Below are 24,582 nucleotides of genomic sequence, written 5' to 3' on the forward strand. Positions count from 1 at the left end.
CGCCCCAGGGCTGACCGGCCCGGGGTCCGTGCATCTCCCTGCGAAACTCTTCGATCCAGGAGTGCCGGATGCGCCGTACCGCTTCACCGACCTCACTCGTCCTGTTCGGGGCAGGGGTCTTCCTGCTCGTCCTCGCCCCACTGCTCGCCTGGTACGTGGCACCCCAGGCCAAGCGCACACCGATCGACGTCGACACCACGACCGTGTTCACCGGCACCGGCAGCTACTTCGACACGTCGAAGGTCGAGGTCGTGCACGGGAAGAGGATCACGGTGACCCGCCAGGTCCGGGGCGACGTGGCCGACAGCGAGAAGAGCGGCAACGCCGTGTGGGACGTCTCCACGTCCGTCGACACCGACGCCACGCTGCCGGCCGCCGACACCCGGGACTCCCTCCAGTGGACGCTCGAGCGCTGGGTGACCGACCGTGCCACCAACGAACCCGTGCACTGCTGCGACGAGTCACCGGTGTACGACGGCGAGGCCTACCTCAAGTTCCCCTTCGACGTCGAGAAGCGCTCCTACCGCTGGTGGGACGGCACACTCGGCGGCGTCGTCCAGCTCGAGTACAGCGGACTGAAGACGGTCCAGGGGCATCAGGGGCTGCGGTTCACCGGCAGCGTGCCGCCCACCAGGACCGGCGTGCGCCAGGTGCCGGGGCGGCTGGTCGGCAGGGACAGGACCCCCCAGGTGCTGGCGGAGGAGTGGTACTCCAACAGCGCGATCGAGCTGGTCGTGGACCAGCGCACCGGCCGGATCGTCCTGGCGGCCATCGGCCCCCGCAAGACGCTGCGCGCACCGGGGTCCGACAAGGACGCGGTGGTCCTGCTGGAGAGCGACCGGATCGCGTTCACCCCCGATACGCAGCGCCAACAGGTCGAGCTGGCCGCGCGCGACAGCGCCGGACTCGCCGCCCTCGGTTCCACCGCGCCCATCGGCGCCGCGGCACTGGGAGCGCTGCTCGCCCTCACCGGCGTCGTACTCGTCGCACGCGGTCGCCGTCGGGCACCGGACGGTGCGAACGCTCACTTGATGACGAATCAGCCCGCCTGAGTGCGGCTGAAGTTGTCATACCGGTGAGTAGCCGTGTGCCGACGGCGTGTCGAAAACTGGCTGTCCCCACCGAAGCACGGCCCCCCGGTCATCTCTCCCCCACCCCCTCCAATCGCGTTCGGCCGCCCCACCCCCCATGCCCCTCCGCACCCTGAAACGAGTTGGAGCACCCATGCCCCAGCACGTCCCTCCCGCGCTGCTCGACGCGCCGCAGCACTCCCCGGCCCACGCCCCCCGTCCGGCCCCGGCCCCGTCGGACGTCCCGGGGACCGCGCGGCACATCGTGTTCCTCGCCCATCGCGACCTCGGCAACGCCGCCGCCGGCGGCTCCGAGTTGCTCATCGACCAGCTCGCGCAGGGCCTCACCGACTCCGGCCACCGGGTCACCCTGCTGTGCGGCGGTCCCGCCGTGCACCGGGCCTACCGGGTTGTGTCCGCCGGGGGCCCGCTCGGGCACTACGTCGGTGCGCGTTCCGCCTTCGCCCGCCAGGTCGGTGAGTGCGACCTGCTGGTCGAGGTCTGCAACGGGATGCCGTATCTGGCCCCGTTGTGGCACCGCGGTCCGACCGTCTGCCTGGTGAACCACGTACACACCGAACTGTGGGACATGCGCTTCCCCGCGCCCGTCGCCCGTGCCGGGCGGCTGCTCGAGCACTGGGCGCTGGCCCGCGCGCACCGCGGCAACCTGATGGTGGCCGTCTCCCCGTCCACGTCCGCCGCCCTGCGGGCCATCGGAGTACCGGACCGGCAGATCCGCGTGGTGCACAACGGCGTCGACGAACCCGCGGCTCGCAGCCCCCGGTCGCGGACACCGCTGTTCCTGGCTCTCGGCAGGCTGGTCGACTACAAGCGCATCGACCTTCTGCTGCACCTGTGGGAAAGGGTGCGGCCGGTCACCGGCGGGAGACTCGTCATCGTCGGCGACGGGCCCGAACGCGCCCGGCTGGGACAACTGGCCGGTCAGGGCGTCCTGTTCACCGGCCATGTGTCCGAGGAGGAGAAGCACCGCCTGCTCTGCGAGGCGTGGCTGCTGCTGCACCCCGCGGCCGTCGAGGGCTGGGGGCTCGTGGTCACGGAGGCCGGGGCGCGGGGCACGCCCACCCTCGGCTTCGACGTCCCCGGCCTGCGCGACTCCGTCGAGGACGGTGTCACGGGGCTCCTGGCGCGAGGCGAGTCGTCGTTCGCCGCGGCGTGGTGCACCCTGGCCCTCGACGCCGACCGCCGTGAAGGCATGGGCAAGGCCGCCGCGGAACGGGCGGCCGGGTTCCGCTGGAGCAGTACGGTGCGGCAGTTCGGTGCCGTGGTGGCCGAAGCACTGAGCCGTCCGGCGCGCACGCCCCGGCAGAACGGCGCGGGCGCGTGAAGGACCCGTCGCTGCGCCGCTCCGTGACCCTGTTCCGGGCGTTCATGCGGGAGCAGGCCGATCCCGCCGCCGCCTACGGTCTGCTGGCCCGTGACGCGGCCGACCAGGTGGAGCGCTACATGAAGCTGGACGGCCGCCTCGTCGTCGACATCGGCGGTGGCAACGGCTGGTTCACCCGCGAGTTCAGGCGGCGCGGCGCCCGCGGCTTCCTCTTCGAGCCGGACCTCGCCGAGCTGGCCGCGGAGCCCGGCGAGGGAACCGTGGTCGCCGACGGATACCTGCTCCCGCTCGCCGAGGGGACGGCAGACGTCTGCTTCTCGTCCAACGTCCTGGAGCACGTCGCCGACCCGCGGACCTTCCTCAGCGAAATGGTCCGTGTCACCCGGCCCGGCGGTCTGATCTACGTCTCGTTCACCAACTGGCTCTCGCCCTGGGGCGGTCATGAGTGGGCCCCCTGGCACTATCTGGGCGCCGAACGCGCCCGCGCCCGGTTCGAGCGCCGCACCGGCGGGCCCGCGAAGCACCGCCTCGGCGAGAACCTGTTCCCGATCGGCGTCGGCTCGACGCTGCGTCACGTCAGAGCACGTGACGACGTCGACATCGTCTCCGCGCGCTCACGCTACTGGCCCGTCCTGCCGGAGATGGTTCCGCGCGTGCCGGTCCTTCGCGAGTTCGCCACCTGGAACCTCCTTCTCATACTCCGGCGGTGTTCATGACCAGCGCTGTGCACACCCGACCGCCCGCCCGGCCGACCACCCCTGGCCCGGCCCCGGACGGTTCACCCAGCCCCCGGTCCCGTCGCTGGCTGCTCGGCTTCTGGGCCGCGGTGCTGCTCGCGTTCCTGGCGGTGTCGCCGGGTCGTATGACGTTCGAGACGAAGCTGGGCGTGGTCGCCGATCCATGGCGGTTCCTGAGCGACCTGGGCCAGTTGTGGCACGACCGCTCCGGTTTCGGCGGCATCGCCGACCAGTACATCGGCTACGTCGTCCCCATGCTGCCGTTCCACGCGGCGGCCGACCTGGTCCATCTGCCGGTGTGGCTCGCGGAGCGGCTGTGGCTCTCCCTGGTGGTCACCACGGCCTTCTGGGGTGCGCTGCGGCTCTCCGAGCGGCTGGACTTCGGGTCCTCGCGCAGCAGGCTGCTGGGCGCCGCCGTCTACGCCCTGTGGCCCACGTACACGATCGTCGTCGGGTCGACGTCCGCGGCCGCCCTGCCCGGCGCGATGCTCCCGTGGGTGCTGCTGCCGCTGACGAATCCGCACACCGTGCCGCGGGTCGCCGCGGCCCGGTCCGCCCTGCTCATCCCGCTCATGGGCGGTGTCAACGCGGCGTCGACCCTGGCGTCGCTGCTGCCCGTCGGCCTCTATCTGCTGTGCCGTCCCGGCGGCCCGCGAAAAAGGGCGCTCATCGCCTGGTGGACGCCCGGAGTGGTCCTCGCGACGGCCTGGTGGATCGTGCCGCTGCTGCTCCTCGGCGTGTACGGCGAGAACTTCATGCCGTACGTCGAGTCCTCGCAGACCACCACGGCGACCATGTCGGCGACGGAGGTACTGCGCGGCGCGGGCAACTGGGTCGGCTATCTCAACTTCGGCGAGGCGTGGCTCCCCGCCGGCTGGACCGTCGTCACGTCGGCCGTCGTCGTCATGTGCTCCGCGCTGGCCGCCGCGCTCGGTCTCGCCGGCCTGGCCCGCCGGGACCTGCCGGAGCGCCGCTGGCTGGTGGTGACGGTGACGGCGGCCGGCCTCATCACCCTGGCCGGGTACGGCGGCGCGCTGGGCGGGCCGTTCCACGCGACCGTCCAGGACTGGCTGAACGGCCCGCTGGTGCCGTTCCGGAACGTCTACAAGTTCCAGACGGGGCTCGCGCTGGCCCTCGCACTGGGGCTGACGCATCTGACCGCCGCCCTGACGTACACCTCCGCGTTGCGCGGGCGGCGCTTCGTACCGGCGGCGGCCGCCGTCCTCGTACTGCCGGGCCTGTGTCTGCCGTACGTCAACGGCTCGATACTGCAGCCCGGTTCGTTCCAGCGGCTGCCCGCCTACTGGGAGACCACCGCGGACTGGCTGGCGAAGAACGCGGCCGACGACCGGGCCCTCGTGGTGCCCGCGACCGCGCACGGCATCTACACATGGGGGTCGCCCATCGACCAGCCGCTGGACGTCCTCGCCCGCTCGCCGTGGGCGCAGCGCGACTACGTCCCCTTCGGCACACCCGGCAACCGCCGTGCCATGGACGCCGTCGAGCAGGCTCTGACCTCCGGCGGCGAGGTGCCGGGCCTCAGCGCGTATCTGAACCGCGCGGGGCTGCACCATGTCGTCGTACGCAACGACCTCGACCCGGGTCAACTGGGGCACGTCCCGACCACCACCGTCAAACGCACCCTCGAGGCGTCCGGGTACCGGCGCGTCGCCGGCTTCGGCCCGGTGCTGACCGGCGGGCGGATCGCCGACAACACGCCGGTGCAGGTCGAGGGGCTGTTCCCGCGGCAGCGCGCGGTGGAGGTCTACGAGCCGCCCGCCGGTACCGAACGGCCCGGCAGGGCGCGGCTGACGCCCGTGTCCGAGGCGGCCGTCGTGAGCGGCGGACCCGAGTCCCTGCTCCCGCTGTCCGCGGGCGGACGGCTCGACGGCAGGCCCGCGGTCCTCGCCGGCGACAGGCTCCCCGGCGTGGACGGCCCGTCGCTGTACGCGGCGGGTGACGGGATGCGCCGGGCCGACACCCGGTTCGGCCTGGTCAACTCGAACACCTCGCACACGTACACCCGTGAGGAGCGCAACTCCCCCGAGGCCGTGCAGGACGCGGGGGCGGCACCCCGCCAGATCCTGCCCACGAACGGTCGTCCGGAGCACCAGACCACGGCCGTGCTGCGTGGTGCCGAGTCGGTCACGGCGTCGTCTGTGGGGAACTGGCTGTTCCATCTGCCGCAGTACGACCCGGTCAACGCGTTCGACGGCAACCCGGACACGGCATGGGCGGAGGGCTCGCCGGGCTCGCCCAAGGGCGAATGGGTCAGGGTCGGCTTCACGGGGCCGACGCGCATCCCCGCCTCTGTGCTGCTGACCCCACTGCCCAGCGGGAACGTCCGGGCCGCGCCGACGTCCGTCCGTGTCGAGACCGACCTGGGCAGCCGGGTCAGCCCGCTGCGGCCGGACGGTTCCGTCCAGCGGGTCGCCGCCCCCGAGGGGACCGCGCGGTGGCTCAAGGTGACCATCCTGGACTCGCAGCAGGGCCGTCCCGGTCTGACCGGTGCCGGCTTCGCCGACATCGCCGTACCCGGCGTCCAGGTCACCCGGATGCTGGAGCTTCCGCGGGACGCCCCGAAGGACGCCGCCGGATCCGTCGTCTACTCGCTGCGGCGCGGCAGTGATCCGGGAGGTCTGTCGGCGGTGCCCGCGGAGGTGGGACTGCACCGGCAGTTCACCGCGGCCCGCTCCGGCGAGTACACCGTCGCGGCCACCGCGGAGCCGGTGCCGGGCGACGCTCTCGACAAGCTGCTGTTCGAACTCACCGGGCGGCGCGACAAGATCGTCACGAGCGCCGACTCGACCGCGGACCTGGGGACGAACCTCAGCCCCCGCAACCTCACCGACGGCGACCTCACCACCGCGTGGATCGCCGGCGAACGTCCTGTGCTGCACCTGTCCTGGCCCGGGAAGACCGCGGTCGGTGAAATCGTCTTCGCGGCGGCGGGCGGACTGTCCGCCCGTCCGGAGCAGGTCCGGATCAGTTCCCCCGACGGGACGGCGGTGGCCGCCGTCGACGAGAACGGCCTTGCCCGCTTCTCGCCCATCACCACCGACCGGATGGACATCACGATCTCCCGGACGGCCCCGCTGACACTGCACAACCCGGTCGCCGACGACCAGTTGCAGCTGCCCGTGGGCCTCAGCGAGGTCCACATCCCGGCGCTGGAGAAGTTCCGCGCACCGCAGCCGGACCCCGACAGCACCTTCGCCCTGCCGTGCGGCAAGGGACCGGTGCTCTCCGTCGACGGGCGGTTCCTCGAGACCCGCGCCGAAGGCCGCGTACGGGACCTGACCGGTCACCGTCCGATCGAGGTCACCCTCTGCACGGACGGCAGCCGGATCCCGCTCGGCAGGAGCACCCACACCGTCGAGGCGGGCGACCTCGGCCCTCTGGCCGTCACCGGCGTCACACTCACCACCGGCGCCCCGCTGACCGGCGGCACCGGCCCGGCCCGCGGCCTCGATGCGCCGAAGGGCGAGGGCGACCGGCGTTCGGTGCGGGTCGGTCCGGGCGACGCCTCGTATCTGCAGATCCACGAGAACCACAACGCCGGCTGGAAGGCCACCCTGAACGGCAGGGAACTGACACCGCTGCGGATCGACGGCTGGCAGCAGGCATGGCTGGTCCCGGCGGGCGGGGGCGGCACGGTGACGCTGGAGTACGCACCGTCGCGGATGTACCGGGCCGGTCTGATCGGCGCCGGGGTGCTGCTCGTCGTACTGGTCGGCCTCGCCCTCGTCGGGCGGCGGCCCCGGGCGGCCGACGAGGCGCCGGCGGCGCCGCCCGGTCCGGGGCTGCTGGTCGGCACCGTGGTGCTCACTCTGGTCGCCGTGGTGGTCGCCGGGCCGCTCGCCGCTCTGGTGCCCGTACTGGCCGTGGTCGCGTGGCTGCGTCCGGCGTTCCTCGTGCCACTCGCGTTCACGGCGATGGCCGGGGCGGGAGCGGTGGCCGTGCTCGGCGGCGGCGAAGGGCTCTCGCCGGGCAGCGGCGCGTACGGACCCGTGGCCCAACTCCTGGCACTGACAGCCCTGTTCGCGGCCCTGGTGACCGTGGGCCGGGAACGCGGCGGCCGGCCCGGTGCGCACCGGGCCGGTGGCGGCGGGCAGCCGCCGCACCGACCCGGAGGGAGTGTCTGATGGCGACGGTCGAACGGCCCACGTCCCCTGCCGCCGCGACCGGCAGGGAACTGCCGCGCGTGCCCTTCCCCGTTGTCGACGAGATCGCACGGCACTGCGCGCAGGACACGGAACCCAACACGGTGCACATCGAGATCCATCTCCCCGGACGGGTCGAACCCGGCCGCCTGCGAGCGGCGTTCGGGCAGGCCCTCGGCCGGTATCCGCGGGCGCTGATGCGCGAGCGGAGGCGCGGCCCGCTGGCACGGCGCTACGAGTGGGAACTCACCGGCACACCCGACACGGAGGTGGTGGTCTTCCCGCCGAGGGCGCCCGGCGCGCTCGCCCGGGCCCGCGAACGCGCACTCGCCGACGCGCCGCCGCTGACCGTGTCACCGCCACTGCGGCTCGAGGTCGTGGAGGAGCCGGAAAGAGCCGGCTGCGTACTCCTGTTCACGCTCAACCACACCGCGCTCGACGGCCCGGCGTGCCTGCGGCTGGCGGCGACGGCCGCGGAGATCTACAGCGGTGCGCCCGCTCCCGTCGTACCCCCGCCCGCCCGTCCCGCACCCGGCGCGCCGTCGCACCGCGCCGCGGGTCCTTCCCTGCCGGCCAGACCGGCCCGGGTCGCTGCGGGAGCGCCGGGGCCGGTGCCGGGGAACTCGATGCTCGTCACCGAACTCCCCGTGCCACGGAGGGAGCCGGGCGCCGCCTGCACCGTCAACGACCAGCTGATGGTGGCCACCGCCCTGACCGTCGCCGACTGGAACCGGGCACACGGCGCGCCGGGACGCCCACTGCGCATCACCATGCCCGTGGACGACCGCAGCCGGGGCCCGGAGATGCCGATCGGCAACGGCACCAGACTCGTGGAGGTCGGCTTCACGGCTGCCGAGACCGACGGCCAGGACATCCGCGCGCTGTTGTGCCGGACCGCGGAGCGCACGCGCGCCCTGAAGGCACGGCCGCGTCCTCAACTGGGAAGCGCGGCCCAGCTGCTGACGGCACCGGTGGTCCCGGTCGCCGTACGGGCCGGCCTGACCAGGGGGCTGCGGCTGCTGGCCGCTCCATGGACGTCGACGACGCTGCTCAGCAACATCGGCCGGGTGCCGTACCCGCTGGACTTCGGCGACGCCGGACGGGCCACCGCGGTCTGGTTCTCCGCACCCGCCCGGATGCCACGGGGGCTCACCGTCACCACCGCCTCGACGGGCGGCCGGCTCCACCTGGTGCTGCGCTGGTCGCGCGCGCTGCTCGGCGACGACGACGGCGTACGGCTGAGCGAGCTGTTCGCCCACCATCTGCGAGCGACGGAGGTCCGGTGACCAGCGACGGCGCGCCGAGCCTGCGGGACTTCTACGAGGATCCGGCCGTCCCCGTCGCGTCGGGCGACGCCCGCAGCAGACGTCAGGCTCGGCTGCTGGCCGACGCACTCGGCGCCGTGCCGGGGCAGCTGGTGGTCGACGTCGGCTGCGGTGACGGCAGCGCGGCCCAGGTGGCGAGGCCGATCCTCGCGGGCCACCGGATCGTCGGTGTCGACTGGTCGCACGACGCGCTGCGCCGCGCCCGGTCCCGTATGGGGCATGTGGTGCGCGGCGAGCTCGACCGGGGGCTGCCGTTCGCCGACGGGTGCGCTGACGCGGTGCTGTTCAGCGAGGTCATCGAGCATCTCGTCGACCCGGACCACGCCCTGGAGGAGCTGCGGCGCGTCCTGCGACCCGGCGGCCATCTGATGCTGTCCACCCCGAACCTCGCGGCCTGGTACAACAGGGCGCTGCTGCTCGCCGGGGTGCAGCCGGTGTTCTCCGAGGTGAGCCTGCGCGGCATCCACGGCCGGCCCGGTTCACAGGTGGTGGGCCACCTGCGGCTGTACACGGCCCGTGCGCTGCGTTCCCACCTCATCGCGTCAGGTTTCCGGGACGTGCGGATCACCGGGGCGCCCTTCCACGGTGTGCCGCGCGGGATGCGGCTGCTGGACCGGGCGGCGTGCGCGGTGCCGGGCGCGGCCTCCATCCTCCTCGCGCACGCCCGGCGGGGGTAGCGATGTGGTGGGGTGTGGGCGCGGCGCTGATGGCCAACCTGCTGTACAGCGTGGGATTCGTGCTGGAGAAGCGCGCCCTGGGGAGGCTGCCGCCGCTCTCCGCCGGCAGACCGGTGCGCGTCGTCCTGATCCTTTTGACCAGCCGGCCGTGGATCGCGGGCTCGCTCGCCCTAGCCGCCGGTTTCGCGGCCCAGCTGGTCGTGTACCGGGCGCTGCCGATCGCGGCCGCGCAGGGCATCTTCGTCTCGGGTCTCGTACTGCTCCTGCTGCTCTCGTCGGCGGTGCTGGGCGAACAGCAGTCGGGGCGCGAGCGCTACGCCGTCGGCGCCGTGCTCGTCGCGCTGCTGATGGTCGTGGCCTCGGTCCGCGAGGGCGAGGACACGGTGAGCAGCGGGGCTCCCTGGGCGCTGGTGCTGCTGGTGTGCGTGCCCACCCTCGCCGCGGGGGTGTGGCTGTACGGGCGGGTCGAGCAGCGCTCGAGGAAGCGGCACCGGGTTCCGACGAACGGCATCGGCTACGGCGTGGCCGTGGGCCTGCTCTACGGTGTCAGCTCCCTGGCGATCAAGGGCGCGTCGAGCCGCCTGACCACGGCGGACATCGGCGACGCGGCCCGTTCCCTGTTCACCTCCCCGTATCCGTATCTGCTGCTGTTCACCGCGGGGGCGGGTCTTGTCATGTCGCAGGCCGCGCTGCAGCGGTGCCGCGCGTCACTGATCGTGCCCGTCTGCACCACGGTCACCTGCCTGTTCACAGCCGTGCTCGGGACGCTCACGTTCGGGGAGCGGCTGCCGGAGGACCCGCTCCTGCTGACGCTGCGGGTGGCGGGCACCGCGCTGGCGCTGTCGGTGCTGCTGGCTCTCCCCCGTCATGACCCGAGTCCGTGAGCCGGGCGAGCGCGTGCCCGCGCCCCGGCCCCGCGCCCCGGCCCGTGAGCCCGTGAGCCCGTGAGCCCGTGAGCCCGTACCAGTGAGCCCGAAGAACGTCCCCGGAAAGGCAGCGCGTCGAAAGGCTGCACGGCAGGACCCGACAGAACCGCAGGACCCGCAAAACCCGCAGGACCTGAACCGCAGGACCCCGAACGACAAGGACGTTGCCATGGACCCCGACGACCCGCTGCTCGCCATCCTCGCGTGCCCCCTCGACAAGGGCCCGCTGACCCTGCTGTCCGAACAGAACATGCTCTACAACCCGCGCCTCCAGCTCAGTTACCCCATCGTGGACGGCATCCCGCAACTGCTCCCGTCCTCCGGCAGCCGGGTCACGGAGGACGACCACGCCAGGTACTTGCGGACGGCGGCGGAGTGACCACCCTCGCGGCGGCGGTCGCCTCCCGCCTGCCGACCCGCTGGGTCGGCTCCGCGGCCTGCGCCCTCTACCCGCGCTTCGAGCCCGAGCTGGACCGGCTGGCCGACTTCTGCCCGCCGGGCGGCACGGCGATCGACATCGGCGGCTGGTTCGGCCCGTGGTCGCGCCGGCTGGCCACACGCTGCGCGCACGTCGTCACCATCGAGCCGGTGCCCCATCTGGCCCGGCACCTCCGGGCGACGCTGCCGGGCAACGCCCGCGTCGTCCAGGCGGCGGCCAGCGACCGCGAAGGCACCTCACGGCTGTGGCTTCCGGCGGGCGACCGTGGAGACCGGGGCGTCTCCTCGCTCGCCCGCCGGGACATCCACACCCACAGCGTGGACGTCACCTCCCTCACACTCGACAGCCTCGGCCTCCACGACGTCTGCTTCGCCAAGTTGGACGTCGACGGGGAGGAACTCCCCGCGCTGCTCGGCGCGTCGGCGCTGCTGCGCAGGGAACGCCCCGCGCTCCTCGTCGAGCTGGAGACCCGTATCCGCCCCGTCGCGCCCGTCGTCGCGCTGCTGACCGGCCAGGGCTACCGGGGCTGGGTGCTGAACGCCCGCTCGTGGGTGCCGCTGGCCGACTTCGACCTGGCGGCCCACCAGTCGAGGACCGAGCACCTCGTGCACCGGGGGCTGCTGCGCCGTGCGCTGGTGCCGCGGAACGCCAGGTACATCAACTCCGTGCTGTTCCTCCCGGAGGGACGGGTTCCCGGGAGCACGACCACGTTCTAGGACCGGCGTTCCGGATGTCCCCTGCCGCCGCGACGTGTCCAGTCCGGGCACCGCGATGTCTCCAGTCGGTACCGGCCCCGTCACGAGCCGGGTGAGCCGGGTTCCCCCCTGCGGATGATGCCGGGGGCCTGTGCCATACTCAGCGCGCTCACTGCCCGTCCGAAGTCGTGGGGAACACACCCTTGAAGCCCGTGCCCGCCGTCCTCGGCGCCGGACCCGTCACCGCTGCCGTCGCCGTCGTTCCCGTGTGGACCGCCGCGCCCGGTGAGACCCCGGCCGGGGCGACGCCCGGCAACCGGTGGTGCAGCGGGACGTGAGCGGCATAGAACTCACCACCCCCTATCTGGACACGGACGCCGACCAGCTCTCCTTCACGCTGGGCATGCCCGCGCGCGAGGCACTGGCCGTACGTGATCTGACGATCGGCGGACTCGACGTCCAGCTCAGGCTCCTGGGCGCCTCCCATCAGGTCTTCGCGGGACCGGTCAGGGAGACCGTGGCCTGCCTGCCCGGTGTCGCGGGAGGTCTGCCGGACTCGGCGGCCCAGGAGTTCGACGACTGGCACTACCACTTCGACGCCCGGGTCCGGAACTTCGCCGCGGCGGACTTCAGCGAGCAGGTGGCGCGGATCCGCGAACGGTCCGACGCCGCCCCCGACGCGCTGTGCGGGATCTTCCCGGGCTCCCCGGAGGCGGTCACCGCGCTGGCCGTGGAGCGGCACGGCACCGGCCTGGGCTGGCGCACTTGGCACACGTACCCACAGAGCCGCCAGATCGTGGCGACGCACACCCGGCTGGAGGCCCGATGAAGACCGCCCGACTCATCAGCGTGACGATGCTCGCCCTCGTCGCGCTCACCGCGTGCGGCGACGATCCGGAGGACACCAACACTGTGCCGTCCAGCTGGATCAGGCAGGAGTACAGGAGCAGCGGCGCCGGCTATGCCGACAGCAGCGACTCGACCACCAAGGTCGCGAAGGAGATCGACGGCCACACCGCGGCCCGTGACCGCATCGACGACGACGGCAAGGTCTTCCTCCGTTACCGGGACGACATCGTCGCCATCACTCCGCGGACGAGCGGCGGCAGCCACATCGACATCGACGACTACCGCACCGGGTACTACCGCTGGCAGTCCAACATCCGGTCCGTGTGGCCCGACCCCAACAGCAGCGAGTTCCGCGGCGGCGGCCCCGGGTCCGGCAAGTAACCGCCGGCCGCGCGCACCCTCGCTCCGAACCTCTCCCGCAACTCCCACGAACGTCCCGACACTCCCCGACTTCGTCCCCGAAAGGCACCCCCGTGGCAGAGATCCTCGAGTCGGCAGGCATCGCCGTCCTGTACGGTCTGGCCGGCTTCGTCGTGATGGCGGTCGGCTTCATCGCCCTCGACCTGGTGACCCCCGGCAAGCTCGTCCATGTCGTGTGGACGGAGCGCAACCGCGGCGCCGCGGTCCTCCTCGCCGGCCAGACGATCGCGATCGGTCTCGTCATCGACCAGTCGATCCGGGCCAGCGAGTCCGAGCAGGGCCTCGCACTCGGTCTCGTCAGCACGCTGCTGTACGGCCTCTCCGGAGTCGTCGTGATGACGCTCATCGCCATCATCGTGGGTCTGCTGACCCCGGGCCGGCTGGGTCACGCCGTGCTCGACGACAACGGTGACCGCCCGCACCCCGCCGCCTGGGTCCAGGCCGCGATGTACATCGGCACGGCCTTCATGGTCGGCGCCGCCGTCTCCTGACGCACACCATGAGCACCACCACCGCGGACCGCATCGCTCCGGCCGCCACTGGACACCCGCCCACCGCCCATACGCGGGGGGCCCGGGTGCTGCTGCTGTTCGCGGTGTTCCTGTGCGCGGCCTGCGGGCTGGTGTACGAGCTGGCGCTGACGGCGCTGGGCAGTTACCTCATCGGCAACTCCGTGATGCAGACCTCCGTGGTCATCTCCGTCATGGTCTTCGCCATGGGTATCGGTTCGCTGGCGGCCAAACCGCTGCAGCGGCGGGCCGTCGGGGCCTTCGCACTGGTGGAGGGGCTGCTCGCGCTCGTCGGCGGCCTCTCGGTGCTGGTCCTGTACGTGTCGTTCGCCTGGCTGCGGATCTACATGCCGTCGATGGTGGTGGTCACGTTCGTCGTCGGCCTCCTCATCGGAGCCGAGATCCCCCTGCTGATGACGCTGCTGCAGCGGATCCGCCGCCAGGAGGCGGGCAGCGCCGTCGCCGACATGTTCGCCGTCGACTACATCGGAGCGCTGGTCGGCGGCCTGTGCTTCCCGCTGCTGCTCCTGCCCGCCTTCGGCCAGCTCAAGGGCGCGCTGGTGGTGGGCGCGGTCAACGCGGTGGCCGGCGTCGTCGTCGTCCTGTGGATCTTCCGCAGGCAGACCCGCCGCGTCGTACGGGTCTCGCTGCTGGCCGGTATGGCGGGCGTCCTCGCGGTGCTCGGCACGGTGTACACGCTGGCGGACGACATCGAGGTGACCGCGCGGCAGCAGTTGTACCGCGACCCGATCGTCCACGCCGAGACCACGTCGTACCAGGACATCGTCGTCACCCGGTCCACCGCTTTCACCGGGGAGTCCGACATGCGGCTCTTCCTCAACGGCGACCTGCAGTTCTCCTCCGTCGACGAGTACCGCTACCACGAGGCCCTCGTCCACCCGGCGCTGTCAGGGAAGCGTTCCTCCGTGCTGATCCTGGGCGGCGGCGACGCCCTCGCGCTGCGTGAGGTCCTGCGCTACGACGACGTCGAGAAGGTCACGCTCGTCGACCTCGATCCGGCGATGACGCGGCTCGCCCGCGATTTCGGGCCGCTGCGTGAGCTGAACCGCGACGCACTGGCGGATCCCAGGGTCACGGCCGTCAACGCCGACGCCTTCAACTGGCTTCGTGACGCCACCGGTCGTTTCGACACGGTCGTCATCGACTTCCCCGACCCGGACAACGCGGCGCTGGCGAAGCTGTACTCGGTCGAGTTCTACCACCTGCTGGGGCGCGTACTGCACCCGCAGAGCCAGGTCATGGTGCAGGGCGGCTCCCCGTTCTTCGCGCCCAAGTCGTACTGGTCCATCGCCACGACGATCCGCCAGGCCGGCTACCGCACCACCGAGTACCAGGTGGACGTTCCCAGTTTCGGGAACTGGGGCTTCATCCTGGCCGTCCCCGGCGCCGACGGCCCGGCACCGGCGCTGCGCCTTCCGAAGAACGCGCCGCCCCTGCGGTTCCTGGACGACGCGGTCCTCGAGGCGGCCGCCGTCTTCCCGCTGGACCGGCGTCCGCAGGATGTCAGGGCCAGCACCCTGATGGACCCCGTGGTTCTGGAGTACACGCGCAACGAGTGGGAGAACTACTGATCCCGCCGTGCGCGCGGCCGGGACGGCGGCGTGCCGGCGCGCGGGGCCTTGCCCCGCACCCCGGCACGCGGTGACGACCGGTCAGACCACCGGCGCTCCGTACACACCCATCTCGTATATCGAGTAACCCCAGGTCGTTCTGCGCTGCACTCCCTGCATCCGGACGTACCGCACGGCCTCGTCCGCGGTGAGACGTATGACGTCGTTCCCGCAGCTGTCGGGGCGCTGTGTGGAGACCGTGGTCCAGTGCGTTCCGTCGTTCGAGGTCTGCACGGTGTACTGCTTCGCGCAGGCGTTCTCCCAGGCGAGCGTCACCGCCGCGACCCGGGCCGGGGTGGCGAGCCTGATCTGCACCCATTCGTCGTCGGCGTAGCCGGATGCCCAGCGGGTGCCCATCAGCCCGTCGTTGACGTGCCGCGGGGCGAGGCGGTCAAGGTCCTGTTCGACTCCGGAGGCGGTGGCGGTGCCCTTCACCGCCAGGTTCTCGCCGCCGCCCGCGACGTCCCACAACTGCAGTCGGACGCCTGCCTGCACGAGGAACGCGTCGAGCACCCCGTCACCCACCTTGGGCTGGACGCTGCCCCAGCTGTTGCGGGGCGGATCGACTCGTACGGCGCGGGCCTGCCGCTGGAGCTCCTCCGACTCGCCGAGCAGCCGTTCGGAGCCGGCCTTGTCACCGGCCTGGCGTGCGGCGAGAGCGTCCAGCATCGTCACCATCGCCCTGCCCCACAGTTCGGTGGCGTCCAGCCAGGGCGCGGCGTCGACGGTGAAGCCCTCCTCCACGGCCCCGCCGCGGATGGTGGCCGGTGCCTGCTCGACGGCGTGCGCCCGGGGGTGGAGCGCCTCGAGCGCCTGCTGACGGTTGCCCTCGTCCCAGGTCTGCCAGAACGAGGCGATGTGCCGGGCGAGTTCGGGGGCCTGGGGCTGCCACGGGGTCGCGCCGAAGGTCGGCGCCAGGTGCTCGAGGTCGCCGAGCACGAGCAGTGCCTCGGTTGCCGCGCGGTCGCCGCCGGCCAGGTGGGCCATGGCGCGCGGCCAGCTGGTCGCCGCGGAGTAGGCACGGTCGTTCCAGGCGAAGTCGGCGGCGCCGAATACGGCGACCTTGCTGGCGTAGGGCTGGTTCATCGGGTTGGCGACGATGCCGGAGAGATGACCGGACAGCCCCGCCTCGCGCTTGTCGTACGGTGCGAGCAGCAGCCGGCCACTGGTGTTGCCGAAGTCGTTGACCGGATAGTTGTCCCATACGAAGACCTTGCGCCCGAAGAGCCTGGAGACGGCCTCGGCCTCCTGGTTGGTGATCTTCGGTGGTACGACGTCGGTCCCTGTCCACATGACCACGACCGCGGGGTCGAGGGTGGCCCGCATGGTCTGCTTGTAGCTGGTGTCGGTCAGGTCGCCGTACTCGGTCGGCACCATCTGCAGCGGCCGGGCGCCCTCGTGAGTGGTGATGAAGGTGCGCTGGACGTCGTTGAGCAGATCGACCTGTGCCTTCGCCGCCGCCGTACGGCCGGGGGCGCCGAACGCCGCCTCGTCTCCGGCGCAGTTCCAGCGGGTGTAGCTGATGTCGTCCAGCGGGATGGAGAAGGCGCGTGCGCCCAGGTCGTACAGCGCCTGGAGCTTCGCCTTCAGGTCCTTCCGGTGGGCGGGGTCGGAGTAGCAGATCGACCCGCCGGGAGAGACGGCGAAAGTGAAGCGCACATGGTTGGCAGTGGCCCGGTTCACGAGTTCGCCGAGTTCGGCGAGCTTGTCCGCGGGGTAGGGCTCGCGCCACTTGCCGCGGTGGTACGGGTCGTCCTTCGGCGCGTAGATGTAGGTGTTGGCTTTGACGTCCCCGTAGAAGTCCATCTGGTCGAGGCGTTCCGCATGTGTCCAGGGCTGGCCGTAGAAGCCTTCGATGGTGCCGCGCAGCGGCATCGACGGGAAGTCGGTGACCGCCGCGCCCGCGACCTTCCAGCCGTCGGCGGCTGGTACGAACAGCTGCCGCAGTGTCTGTACGGCATAGAACTGGCCTGCGGCGTCGGTGCCGCCGAGGGTTATCGCGGCGTGCGGTGCGCCGCCGAGGACCCGCAGGGCGTAGCCCTCGGCGTGGTCCGGCACCTCCGTGTCCGCGAGTGCGCGGGCGATGTCGGGCCTGGAGGCGGGCCCGAGCCGTACGGTCAGCAGGCCGGCGGCGGCCGGGGGAAGACTCCCGGGGGCGACGACGTCCACCGTGTCGGCGCCGTGTGCCGTCAACTCCTCGATCAGCCGGGAGCGGGCGGCGGGGTCGGTGCCGCTGTCGGCCACGAGCAGCACCCGTCCGGTGACGACGGCGTCGGGGCCGGTGCGGGTCAGTGTCTGCGGCGTCGGTGAGACCGGTGGCACGGCGGTTCCGGGAGCGGATGCGGCTGCCGGGCCTGTGCCCGTCGCCTGGGCGGGCGCAAGGACTCCGAATGCCATCACGCTTGCGATCGCGAAGCACAGGGTGACGTCGGTCGTGCGGGATCTGCCTCTTTGCACGGGACCCTCCGAAAGATGGTCTGGACCATGAAGTCGCCTTTGCGGTACCGATGATGCTCGATCGACGGACATGGCATAAGACGTCTGGGGTCTAGACCTCTTGCAGCCGTGCCTTTACTCTGGCCAACTCCTCCCGGGCCCCCGCGCCCGCCCGTCACGTCTGCGGCACACCCCACGCACCGGCCTCTCCCGGCCGCCACGGCCCGGACCGGCGAACACGAATTGCCTACCGAGGGGTAGGCCCGCCCCGGCCGCTTGCTATACGGTCCGTCCAACAGCTTGCTAGACAGTCCGTCTAACAAGGTGCGGCAGCACCTGCCCGACAGCGTTCCGAGGAGCCGCAGCATGGCCGGCAGTACCGTTCGACCGAAGACGCAGGACCGGACCCCGCAGCACGACGTCGCCCGGAGGTTGCTCGACTCGGCCGCGATGCTGGCGTACGACCCCGCCACCGAGGTGGACTGGGAGACTCCGCTGGACAAGGACTTCCACGGCGCGAGCCCCGAGTGGAGCACGCTCTACGGCACCGCCTACTGGCAGGAACTGACCGATGCCCAGCGCAAGGAGCTGACCCGCCAGGAGGCCGCGTCGGTGGCCAGCACCGGCATCTGGTTCGAGATGATCCTTCAGCAGATGGTCCTGCGAGACATCTACGCCAAGGACCCGACCGACGCGCGGTTCCAGTGGGCACTCACCGAGATCGCGGAGGAATGCCGGCACTCCATCATGTTCGCCCGTGGGGCCCGGAAACTGGGAGCGCCCGCCTACCGGCCGCACCGCGTCGCCGTCGAACTCGGCCGTGCGTTCAAGACGCTGGCCTTCGGTGAGACCGCGTACGCCGCGATCCTCGTCGCCGAGGAGGTCCTCGACGTCATGCAGCGCGACTGGATGCGCGACGAGCGGGTCGTGCCGTTCGTCCGCACCATCAACAACATCCATGTGGTCGAGGAGTCACGGCACATGAAGTTCGCGCGTGACGAGACACGCAAGCGGCTCGCGGGCGCCGGCCGGCTGCGCCGCCACATCAACTCCTTCGTGATCGCCGTCGCCTCTTACGTCATCGTCACCAGCATGGTGAACAAGAAGGTCTACGCCCACGCCGGGCTCGACGAGAAGCGCGCCGTCCGCGAGGCAGGGGCCAACGAGCACCACAAGTCCATGATGCGGTCCAGCTGTTCGGGGCTCATGGAGTTCCTGGCCTCCGCCGGTCTGCTGACCGGGCCCGCGCTGTTCTTCTACAAGCGCGCCAACCTCATCTGACCCGAAGGCCAGAAGGCCAGAAGGCCCCGAGGGCCCCGAGGGCACCCGACGGCCCCGAAGGCCGAAGCGATCCGATCCATCCGATCCGTTTGATCCATCCGAGGCGAGCCGAGCTGACGACATGACGTATGCCATCACCCAGACCTGCTGCAGCGACGCCACCTGCGTCGCCGTGTGTCCGGTCAACTGCATCCACCCCACCCCGGAGGAACGGGCCTTCGGCAGTACGGAGATGCTGTACATCGACCCCCGGTCGTGCATCGACTGCGGGGCGTGCGCGGACGCCTGCCCCGTCGACGCCGTCCTCCCGGTGGACAGCCTGTCCCCCTCGCAGCAGGAGTACGCCGGTATCAACGCCGCGTACTTCGAGGACAAGGCACCCGAACCCGTCGACGACAGCCCCAACTTCCACGCCTGGGGCGAACCGGCCTTCCGGCGCACCCTGCCGTCCGACTTCGCACCGATCCGGGTGGCCGTCGTCGGCACCGGCCCGGCCGGCATGTACGCCGCGCAGGATCTGCTGCTGCACACCAACGCCGAGGTGACGCTCGTCGACCGGCTGCCGGTGGCCGGCGGTCTCGTACGGTACGGCGTGGCACCGGACCACCCCGGGACCAAGAAGGTCGGCGAGACCTTCGCCCGGTTCCACGCCCACCCGCGGGTGCGGATGCATCTGGGCATCGAGGTGGGCAGGGACATCAGCCCGGAGGAGCTCGCGGCCCACCACGACGCGGTCGTCTACGCCGTCGGCGCCTCCAACGGCCGTCGCCTCGGGGTCCCGGGCGAGGATCTGTCCGGCAGCATCTCCGCGACCGAATTCGTCGCCTGGTACAACGCCCACCCGGACGTCGCGCCGGACGCGTTCGACCTGTCCGCGGAGCGGGTGGTCGTGGTCGGCAACGGCAACGTCGCTCTCGACGTCGCCCGGATCCTGGTCTGCGACCCGGACACGCTGGCCAGGACCGACATCGCCGACCACGCACTCGCCGCGCTGCGCGCCGGGAAGGTACGCGAGGTGGTGCTGCTCGGTCGCCGCGGTCCCGAGGACGCCGCGTACACCCGGTCCGAACTGCTCGCCCTGCGGCACCTGTCCGGGGTCGAACTGGTCGTGGACGACCACGACCCGCGGATCGGCCGGAGCATCGACGCCGCCGGGCCCGGCGACAAGGCCGCCGACCTCCGCGGGATCATCCGTCGCACGCCGGACTGGTCGCTTCCGCCCACGCCCGGCCGACGCATCGTGTTCCGCTTCCACTCCGCGTCCGAGGAGGTGCTCGGCGACGACGGCGTGCGCGCCGTCCGGACCACCGGACCGACAGGGGCGCGGGACATTTCGGCGGGCATGCTGCTGCGGGCCGTCGGCTACCAGGGCGTTCCGATCCCCGGTCTCCCCTTCGACGAGGCCACCGGCACGGTGCCGCACGAGGCGGGCCGCGTGACCGGCCGGACCGGGACGTACGTCGTCGGCTGGATCAAACGCGGGCCGTCCGGCGGTATCGGCGCCAACCGGACGTGCGCCGCGGAGACGGTCGGTTCACTCCTCGCCGACGCCGTCGCCGGCACGCTCCCCGCGCCGTCCCGACCGGAGAAGGCGTTCCGCCGGCTCGTACGGAGCCGCAACCGCCATGTCGTCGACGCCCGCGGCCTGGCGGCGATCGAGCGGGCCGAGGTGGCCCGGGGACAGGACGACGGCAGACCGCGGGTGAAGCTGACCACGGTCCGCGAGCTGGTGGGGGCGGCGAAGCGCGCCCGCCTGCTGCCCCGTTGAGTCGGCCGCCGCACCTGATCCCCCGTTCCCCGGACCGGGGCGATCAGGTTCCGCCGCGGTCGTGTCGCAGTCATGTGGCCGTACACACACGCGTGTCCCGCCGGACCTTGTCCTGACGCGATGGTGCGACTCGGGCAGGCGTCGGAGCCGTACTGCCCGGCCCGTGGGCCGGGCCGAGCGGCAAAGTCGGCCTGCCTCAGGAGAGTTGGCCCACGGTCACGCTCGGTGGGCCCTCACCGACGGTGGACACTGACGGCATAGCCGCCGCCGTCGTAGGGGTCGGCGTCCCAGGTGGCGAACCGGTCGACGAGGGTGAGGCCGACCGTGGCGCAGGAGTCGTCGTAGTCCGACAGCGTGAGGCTGGGCGGCACCGGCAGGTGGGCTTCGTCCAGGCCGAAGCCGGCGACCAGCAGGCCGCCCGGACGCAGAGCCGCGGACAGGCGCTCAACCACCGTCGTCTCGGTACCGGGGGCGAGCAACGGGAGGACATTGCCCGCGGCGACGACAAGGTCGAAGTCCCCCGCGATGCCGTGCAGGGCCGGCTCGAACTCGGCAAGATCCAGCTGGAACCAGGGCAGTTCAGGCGCCTGCTTGCGCGCCACTGCCAGCATCGACGCGTCAAGATCCAGGCCGACACAGTCGTAGCCGAGTTCCGCGAGCCGGATCATGACGCGTCCGGTGCCGCACCCCGCGTCCAGCACCCGCGCTCCGGCGGGCACGAGAGCGGCGCAGAACCGCGCCTCACCGTGCACGTCCTTGCCGCTACGGGCCAGGTTCGCGAATCGTGCCGCGTAATCGTCCCCGGACGCGTTCCCGGTCAACTCCGTCCAGCGGTTCATGAGGCCAACTATAGGACGCCCGCGGTGCTGCGCGAAGAAGCGGCTGGACCGGTTCCCGGCTCCAGCCGTCGATCTCGTGTCCGTCATCGACGCGTGTCTCCGAGAGCCAGACGCTTAGATGAAAATGATTCCCAATAGCGATATGGTGAGGCTGTCCGGCCGAGGACGCCGGACTGGAGGGGGGCCGAAGCCATGCCCGGAACGCCGACACGGCCGCGCGTTCCCCGGCGGACACGACACGACGTGCTGCCGCCGCGACGGCGGCCGCCTGCTGAGTGAGGCACGGTGATCGCCCCGGGCACTCACGAGGAAGCGGAGCCGACGCCGAACGCGGTACCGGAGGCCGTGCCCGACGAGGCATCCGCCAAGCTCACCACGGTCAACCCGTCGATGGCGGCGCTTGTTTCGGCGGAGACCGGTGTCGTGGTCGACCCGTCGACCGGACGGGGCGACGGGGCGATAGCCGAGACGCCCACTCGCTGATCTCCCTGCACGACCCGCCGGGCGGCAGCCGAGCCGCCCGGCGCACGACCACGGCGAGGAAGAAGGAGACACGCACCATGGCACGATCCCTGACGGCCGCCGAGGCCGCCCCGTGGGTGGAACGCTGGGAACTCCAGCAGCAGCATTACGCGACCGCCCGCGCCGAACGCTTCCATGTCGTCGCCGACGTGGTGGCGCACGCCTGCCACCGCAGCCGACGGCCCGTGATCGCGGACCTCGGCTGCGGCCCGGGCTCACTGGCCGCCCGGCTCGCCGGTCGGCTGCCGAACGCCCGGCTCGTCGGCGTCGACCACGACCCGTTCCTGCTGGCGCTCGGGCAGGCGGTGCACGGCGCGACCGTCACCTTCGTCGACACGCGGATCGGGCGGGGGCCGTGGGCCTCGGCGCTGTCCGGGGACGGCCTGCTGGACGCGGTGGTGTCGACGACCGCCCTGCACTACCTGCCGGCCGACGAACTGGCCGCCGTGTACGAACAGGTCCACGACCTGCTGCGGCCCGGCGGCGTACTGGTCAACGCCGACCACCTCTTCCAGGACGAGGCGCCCTTGCGCGAGCTGGCCGCCGCCGTGGGGCGCGGTTCCGCGGCCCGACGCGACGGAGGGCCCGCGGAGGACTGGGCCGCCTGGTGGACGGCGGCCGCCTCGCACGACGGCTTCGCGGAGCTTCTCGCGGAGCGGTCCCGTCGCGTCACCGGCCCGGACGGTGACAACGGGCTCGGCGTCCGGGAACACGCGGAGCTGATGCGCCGGGCCGGATTCACGGCGGTGGGCACGGTCTGGCAGTGCGGTCACAGCGTGGTCCTGGCGGCCGTCCGGGGACGGGAATCCGACGCAGTGTGACGGGAGATCAGGTGGCGCGCGTCCGGACAGAGCCCGAAGCCCCGCTCGAAGCCTCACCCGAAGCCCCGCCTCACACCCCGCTCGAAGCCTCACCCGAAACCCCGCCTCACACCCCGCCCGAAGCCCCGCCCGGATCGATGCCCGCGAGAGGCCGTGCCGGGCGGGACGGAGGCGAGGACGGTGCTGCCCTCGACCTGACTCAGCCGTCCGTGGGTGGTGCGTCCTGGTAGGGGTTGCGTGGCTGGGCGACAGGCTTCAGGGCGCCCACGTCCATGGTCGGGACCGGGTGCTCGGCAGTGAGGTCCTCGGCCCGCCCGACACCCGTGACCTCGACCCAGGTGTCGTCGGCGGGTGCCTTCACGCCGTGCATCTCCACGCGCAGCGTGCGCGCGTCACCCGCACAGCAGTTGACCTTCAGGCGGTTGAGGTACCAGGTGTCCGGGCTCCTGCCGGCGGTGACGAACCCGACCAGCCGAACCTTCCGGCCACGCAGGCTCATCGAGTCGTACACGGCGCGTCCTATGAACTCCTCCAGGGCCATGGGGGTCGTCGGCGCATCGGCCAGCTCCTCGTAGGTGGTCCGCTCGACGCGGGCCGCCGCGCCGTCCCGCGAGGCGGTGTACGAACCGAGAGCCGGCGGGGCGACGAAGAGGAGCGTGAGCGCCGGCACGGCGAGGAGCCAGGCGACGCGCGTGGCGCCGCCGTGGTCGTGCCCGTGCTCGGCGTGTTCGTCCGCGGGATCGTGCCAGTGCTTCCGGCCGGACGCGTCCCGCCGCAGCACCGGTTGCCGCAGGCGGCGGGCAACCTCGGCCCCTGTCCCGGCGAGGCCCAGCAGGACCAGCAGGACGCCGGAGGCGACGAGGTACGGCCAGAGCCCTTCCTTGACGTACCGCAGGTACATGTCGCTGCGGACGGTGGCGCGGAGCAGTCCCGCGCCGGTCAGCACCAGCAAGAGAGGCAGGGCGACTTCGCTCAGCGGGCGCGGGTGTCCCGCAGGGGTGGGGGGTCGTCCGGTCACAGGAACACGCCTCCGACGAGTACGCAGCACAGGACGGCCACGACGAACGTGCCGGCGCAGAACCGCACCGCGAACGCCCGTCCGAAGGTCCCCGACTGCAGGGCGATCAGCTTCAGGTCGACCATCGGCCCGACCACCATGAACGCGAGGCGGGCGGTGGGCGAGAAGCCGGTGAACGAGGCCGCCACGAACGCGTCCGCCTCCGAGCACACCGACAGGAGCACGGCGAGCGCCGCCGCCACGAGGACACCCAGCCACGGTGATCCGGAGAACACCTCGAGGACGGAGGGCGGTACGAGGACGTTGAAGGTCGCCGCGGCCATGGCGCCGACGACCAGGAATCCGCCCGCGTGCAGGAAGTCGTGCTGCAGCCCTCGCCGGAAGGCCGCCGGCCGGCTCGCCGCCGACGCGTGCTCGGCGTGTCCCGTCGGCAGCCGCAGCCACTCCGCGCGTCCCAGCCTGATCCACAGCCAGCCCATGACGATCGAGGTGACAAGTGAGGCGCCGAACCGGGCGGCCACCATCTCCGGGCTGCCGGGAAACGCGATGGCCGTCGAGACGAGCACCACCGGGTTGACGGCGGGCGCGGCGAGCAGAAAGGTCAGCGCCACCGCGGGAGCCACGCCCCGCCGCATCAGGCTGCCCGCGACCGGCACCGAGGCGCATTCGCACCCCGGGAGGACCACTCCGGCGGCGCCGGCGACCGGAACCGCGAGCACCGGGTTGCGGGGCAGCGCCTTGGCGAAGGCCTTGGCGGGGACGAAGGCTCCGATGGCCGCAGAGACGACGGTGCCGAGAAGCAGAAACGGTACGCCTTGGACGACGACGGCGACGAGCAGCGTCCGCCAGGCCGCGAACGCCGCAAGCCCGAACAGCCGCTCCAGCCACGGCCCGGCGAGCACCGCGACCACCGCGGCCCAGACCAGTACGGAACCGACCGCGTTCTTCCGCGCGCGCGGCTCCTCGGTGCCGACTCCCCCGCCCGGAGGCCCGAGTTGCCGTGGTGGTGATGCCGTCGCCGAGACCTCGGTCATGTCGCGCCCCATCGCTCTGGTCCGCCGCGGTTCGGTGGAACGGTCGAGCCCGCTCCGTACCTCACCCGGCGCGAGCG

Annotated in this window: 22 protein-coding genes; 18 read left to right on the forward strand and 4 right to left on the reverse strand. The window is 72.1% G+C overall.

Going from position 1 to position 24,582, the window contains the following annotated elements:
• The first annotated feature begins 68 nt into the window (after positions 1-68).
• The 14 genes from ACFYV1_RS25900 to ACFYV1_RS25965 all read left to right on the forward strand — a co-directional run bounded on the left by ACFYV1_RS25900 (position 69) and on the right by ACFYV1_RS25965 (position 14,747).
• Positions 69-1,052 carry a DUF3068 domain-containing protein gene (locus ACFYV1_RS25900; protein WP_389397972.1) on the forward strand — a complete coding sequence of 328 codons (984 nt, stop codon included), beginning with the start codon at positions 69-71 and terminating at the stop codon, positions 1,050-1,052.
• A 172-nt stretch (positions 1,053-1,224) separates the two neighbouring features.
• On the forward strand, positions 1,225-2,415 hold the full coding sequence (locus ACFYV1_RS25905) for a glycosyltransferase family 4 protein (protein WP_389397973.1): 1,191 nt from the start codon (positions 1,225-1,227) through the stop codon (positions 2,413-2,415).
• A complete protein-coding gene (locus tag ACFYV1_RS25910) occupies positions 2,412-3,131 on the forward strand; it encodes a class I SAM-dependent methyltransferase (RefSeq protein ID WP_389397974.1) in 720 nt (239 codons plus the stop codon). Before ACFYV1_RS25905 ends, ACFYV1_RS25910 begins: the two co-directional genes overlap by 4 nt.
• A complete protein-coding gene (locus ACFYV1_RS25915) occupies positions 3,128-7,297 on the forward strand; it encodes an alpha-(1->3)-arabinofuranosyltransferase family protein (RefSeq protein ID WP_389398012.1) in 4,170 nt (1,389 codons plus the stop codon). The genes ACFYV1_RS25910 and ACFYV1_RS25915 overlap by 4 nt, the downstream gene beginning before the upstream one ends.
• Positions 7,297-8,601 (forward strand): condensation protein, encoded by a 1,305-nt coding sequence (locus ACFYV1_RS25920; protein ID WP_389397975.1) that lies wholly within the window; start codon positions 7,297-7,299, stop codon positions 8,599-8,601. Before ACFYV1_RS25915 ends, ACFYV1_RS25920 begins: the two co-directional genes overlap by 1 nt.
• Positions 8,598-9,317, forward strand: a complete 720-nt coding sequence (locus ACFYV1_RS25925; RefSeq protein WP_389397976.1) for a class I SAM-dependent methyltransferase — start codon at positions 8,598-8,600, stop codon at positions 9,315-9,317. Before ACFYV1_RS25920 ends, ACFYV1_RS25925 begins: the two co-directional genes overlap by 4 nt.
• Before the next feature lie 2 nt (positions 9,318-9,319).
• Positions 9,320-10,201, forward strand: a complete 882-nt coding sequence (locus tag ACFYV1_RS25930; RefSeq protein ID WP_389397977.1) for a hypothetical protein — start codon at positions 9,320-9,322, stop codon at positions 10,199-10,201.
• Positions 10,202-10,412: 211 nt separating this feature from the next.
• Positions 10,413-10,622, forward strand: a complete 210-nt coding sequence (locus ACFYV1_RS25935; protein ID WP_389397978.1) for a Trm112 family protein — start codon at positions 10,413-10,415, stop codon at positions 10,620-10,622.
• Positions 10,619-11,398 (forward strand): FkbM family methyltransferase, encoded by a 780-nt coding sequence (locus ACFYV1_RS25940; RefSeq protein ID WP_389397979.1) that lies wholly within the window; start codon positions 10,619-10,621, stop codon positions 11,396-11,398. Before ACFYV1_RS25935 ends, ACFYV1_RS25940 begins: the two co-directional genes overlap by 4 nt.
• A 182-nt stretch (positions 11,399-11,580) precedes the next feature.
• Entirely contained in the window at positions 11,581-11,715 is a 135-nt protein-coding gene (locus tag ACFYV1_RS25945; protein WP_389397980.1) for a hypothetical protein, read from the forward strand.
• Complete coding sequence (locus ACFYV1_RS25950) at positions 11,712-12,206, forward strand: DUF2617 family protein (protein WP_389397981.1); 495 nt, start codon at positions 11,712-11,714, stop codon at positions 12,204-12,206. Before ACFYV1_RS25945 ends, ACFYV1_RS25950 begins: the two co-directional genes overlap by 4 nt.
• Positions 12,203-12,607, forward strand: a complete 405-nt coding sequence (locus ACFYV1_RS25955; RefSeq protein ID WP_389397982.1) for a DUF4247 domain-containing protein — start codon at positions 12,203-12,205, stop codon at positions 12,605-12,607. The genes ACFYV1_RS25950 and ACFYV1_RS25955 overlap by 4 nt, the downstream gene beginning before the upstream one ends.
• Before the next feature lie 92 nt (positions 12,608-12,699).
• A complete protein-coding gene (locus ACFYV1_RS25960; protein WP_389397983.1) occupies positions 12,700-13,137 on the forward strand; it encodes a DUF350 domain-containing protein in 438 nt (145 codons plus the stop codon).
• 8 nt (positions 13,138-13,145) lie between these two features.
• The gene (locus tag ACFYV1_RS25965) at positions 13,146-14,747 is read left to right on the forward strand and encodes a polyamine aminopropyltransferase (RefSeq protein ID WP_389397984.1); all 1,602 of its coding nucleotides are present in this window, start codon (positions 13,146-13,148) and stop codon (positions 14,745-14,747) included.
• Positions 14,748-14,828: 81 nt separating this feature from the next.
• Here ACFYV1_RS25965 and ACFYV1_RS25970 read toward each other — a convergent pair whose 3' ends face one another.
• Positions 14,829-17,108: a beta-N-acetylglucosaminidase domain-containing protein gene (locus tag ACFYV1_RS25970; RefSeq protein ID WP_389397985.1), complete on the reverse strand. Its 2,280-nt coding sequence runs from the start codon at positions 17,106-17,108 to the stop codon at positions 14,829-14,831.
• Positions 17,109-17,588: 480 nt separating this feature from the next.
• Between ACFYV1_RS25970 and ACFYV1_RS25975 the strand changes: the two genes are divergently transcribed.
• Entirely contained in the window at positions 17,589-18,503 is a 915-nt protein-coding gene (locus ACFYV1_RS25975; protein WP_389397986.1) for a diiron oxygenase, read from the forward strand.
• 121 nt (positions 18,504-18,624) lie between these two features.
• Positions 18,625-20,271 carry an FAD-dependent oxidoreductase gene (locus ACFYV1_RS25980; protein ID WP_389397987.1) on the forward strand — a complete coding sequence of 549 codons (1,647 nt, stop codon included), beginning with the start codon at positions 18,625-18,627 and terminating at the stop codon, positions 20,269-20,271.
• Between the two features lie 233 nt (positions 20,272-20,504).
• On the opposite strand, the gene ACFYV1_RS25985 is transcribed toward ACFYV1_RS25980, so the two are convergent.
• A complete protein-coding gene (locus ACFYV1_RS25985) occupies positions 20,505-21,110 on the reverse strand; it encodes a class I SAM-dependent methyltransferase (RefSeq protein ID WP_389397988.1) in 606 nt (201 codons plus the stop codon).
• Positions 21,111-21,395: 285 nt separating this feature from the next.
• Here ACFYV1_RS25985 and ACFYV1_RS25990 point away from each other — a divergent pair, with 285 nt between their 5' ends.
• On the forward strand, positions 21,396-21,593 hold the full coding sequence (locus tag ACFYV1_RS25990; protein WP_389397989.1) for a hypothetical protein: 198 nt from the start codon (positions 21,396-21,398) through the stop codon (positions 21,591-21,593).
• A 77-nt stretch (positions 21,594-21,670) separates the two neighbouring features.
• Complete coding sequence (locus ACFYV1_RS25995; RefSeq protein ID WP_389397990.1) at positions 21,671-22,453, forward strand: class I SAM-dependent methyltransferase; 783 nt, start codon at positions 21,671-21,673, stop codon at positions 22,451-22,453.
• 199 nt (positions 22,454-22,652) lie between these two features.
• Here ACFYV1_RS25995 and ACFYV1_RS26000 read toward each other — a convergent pair whose 3' ends face one another.
• The gene (locus ACFYV1_RS26000; protein WP_389397991.1) at positions 22,653-23,471 is read right to left on the reverse strand and encodes a TIGR03943 family putative permease subunit; all 819 of its coding nucleotides are present in this window, start codon (positions 23,469-23,471) and stop codon (positions 22,653-22,655) included.
• Positions 23,468-24,505: a permease gene (locus tag ACFYV1_RS26005; protein ID WP_389397992.1), complete on the reverse strand. Its 1,038-nt coding sequence runs from the start codon at positions 24,503-24,505 to the stop codon at positions 23,468-23,470. The genes ACFYV1_RS26000 and ACFYV1_RS26005 overlap by 4 nt, the downstream gene beginning before the upstream one ends.
• Positions 24,506-24,582 lie beyond the last annotated feature (77 nt).

It is taken from the genome of Streptomyces sp. NPDC003023 (genome assembly GCF_042888225.1).
Lineage (GTDB): Bacteria > Actinomycetota > Actinomycetes > Streptomycetales > Streptomycetaceae > Streptomyces.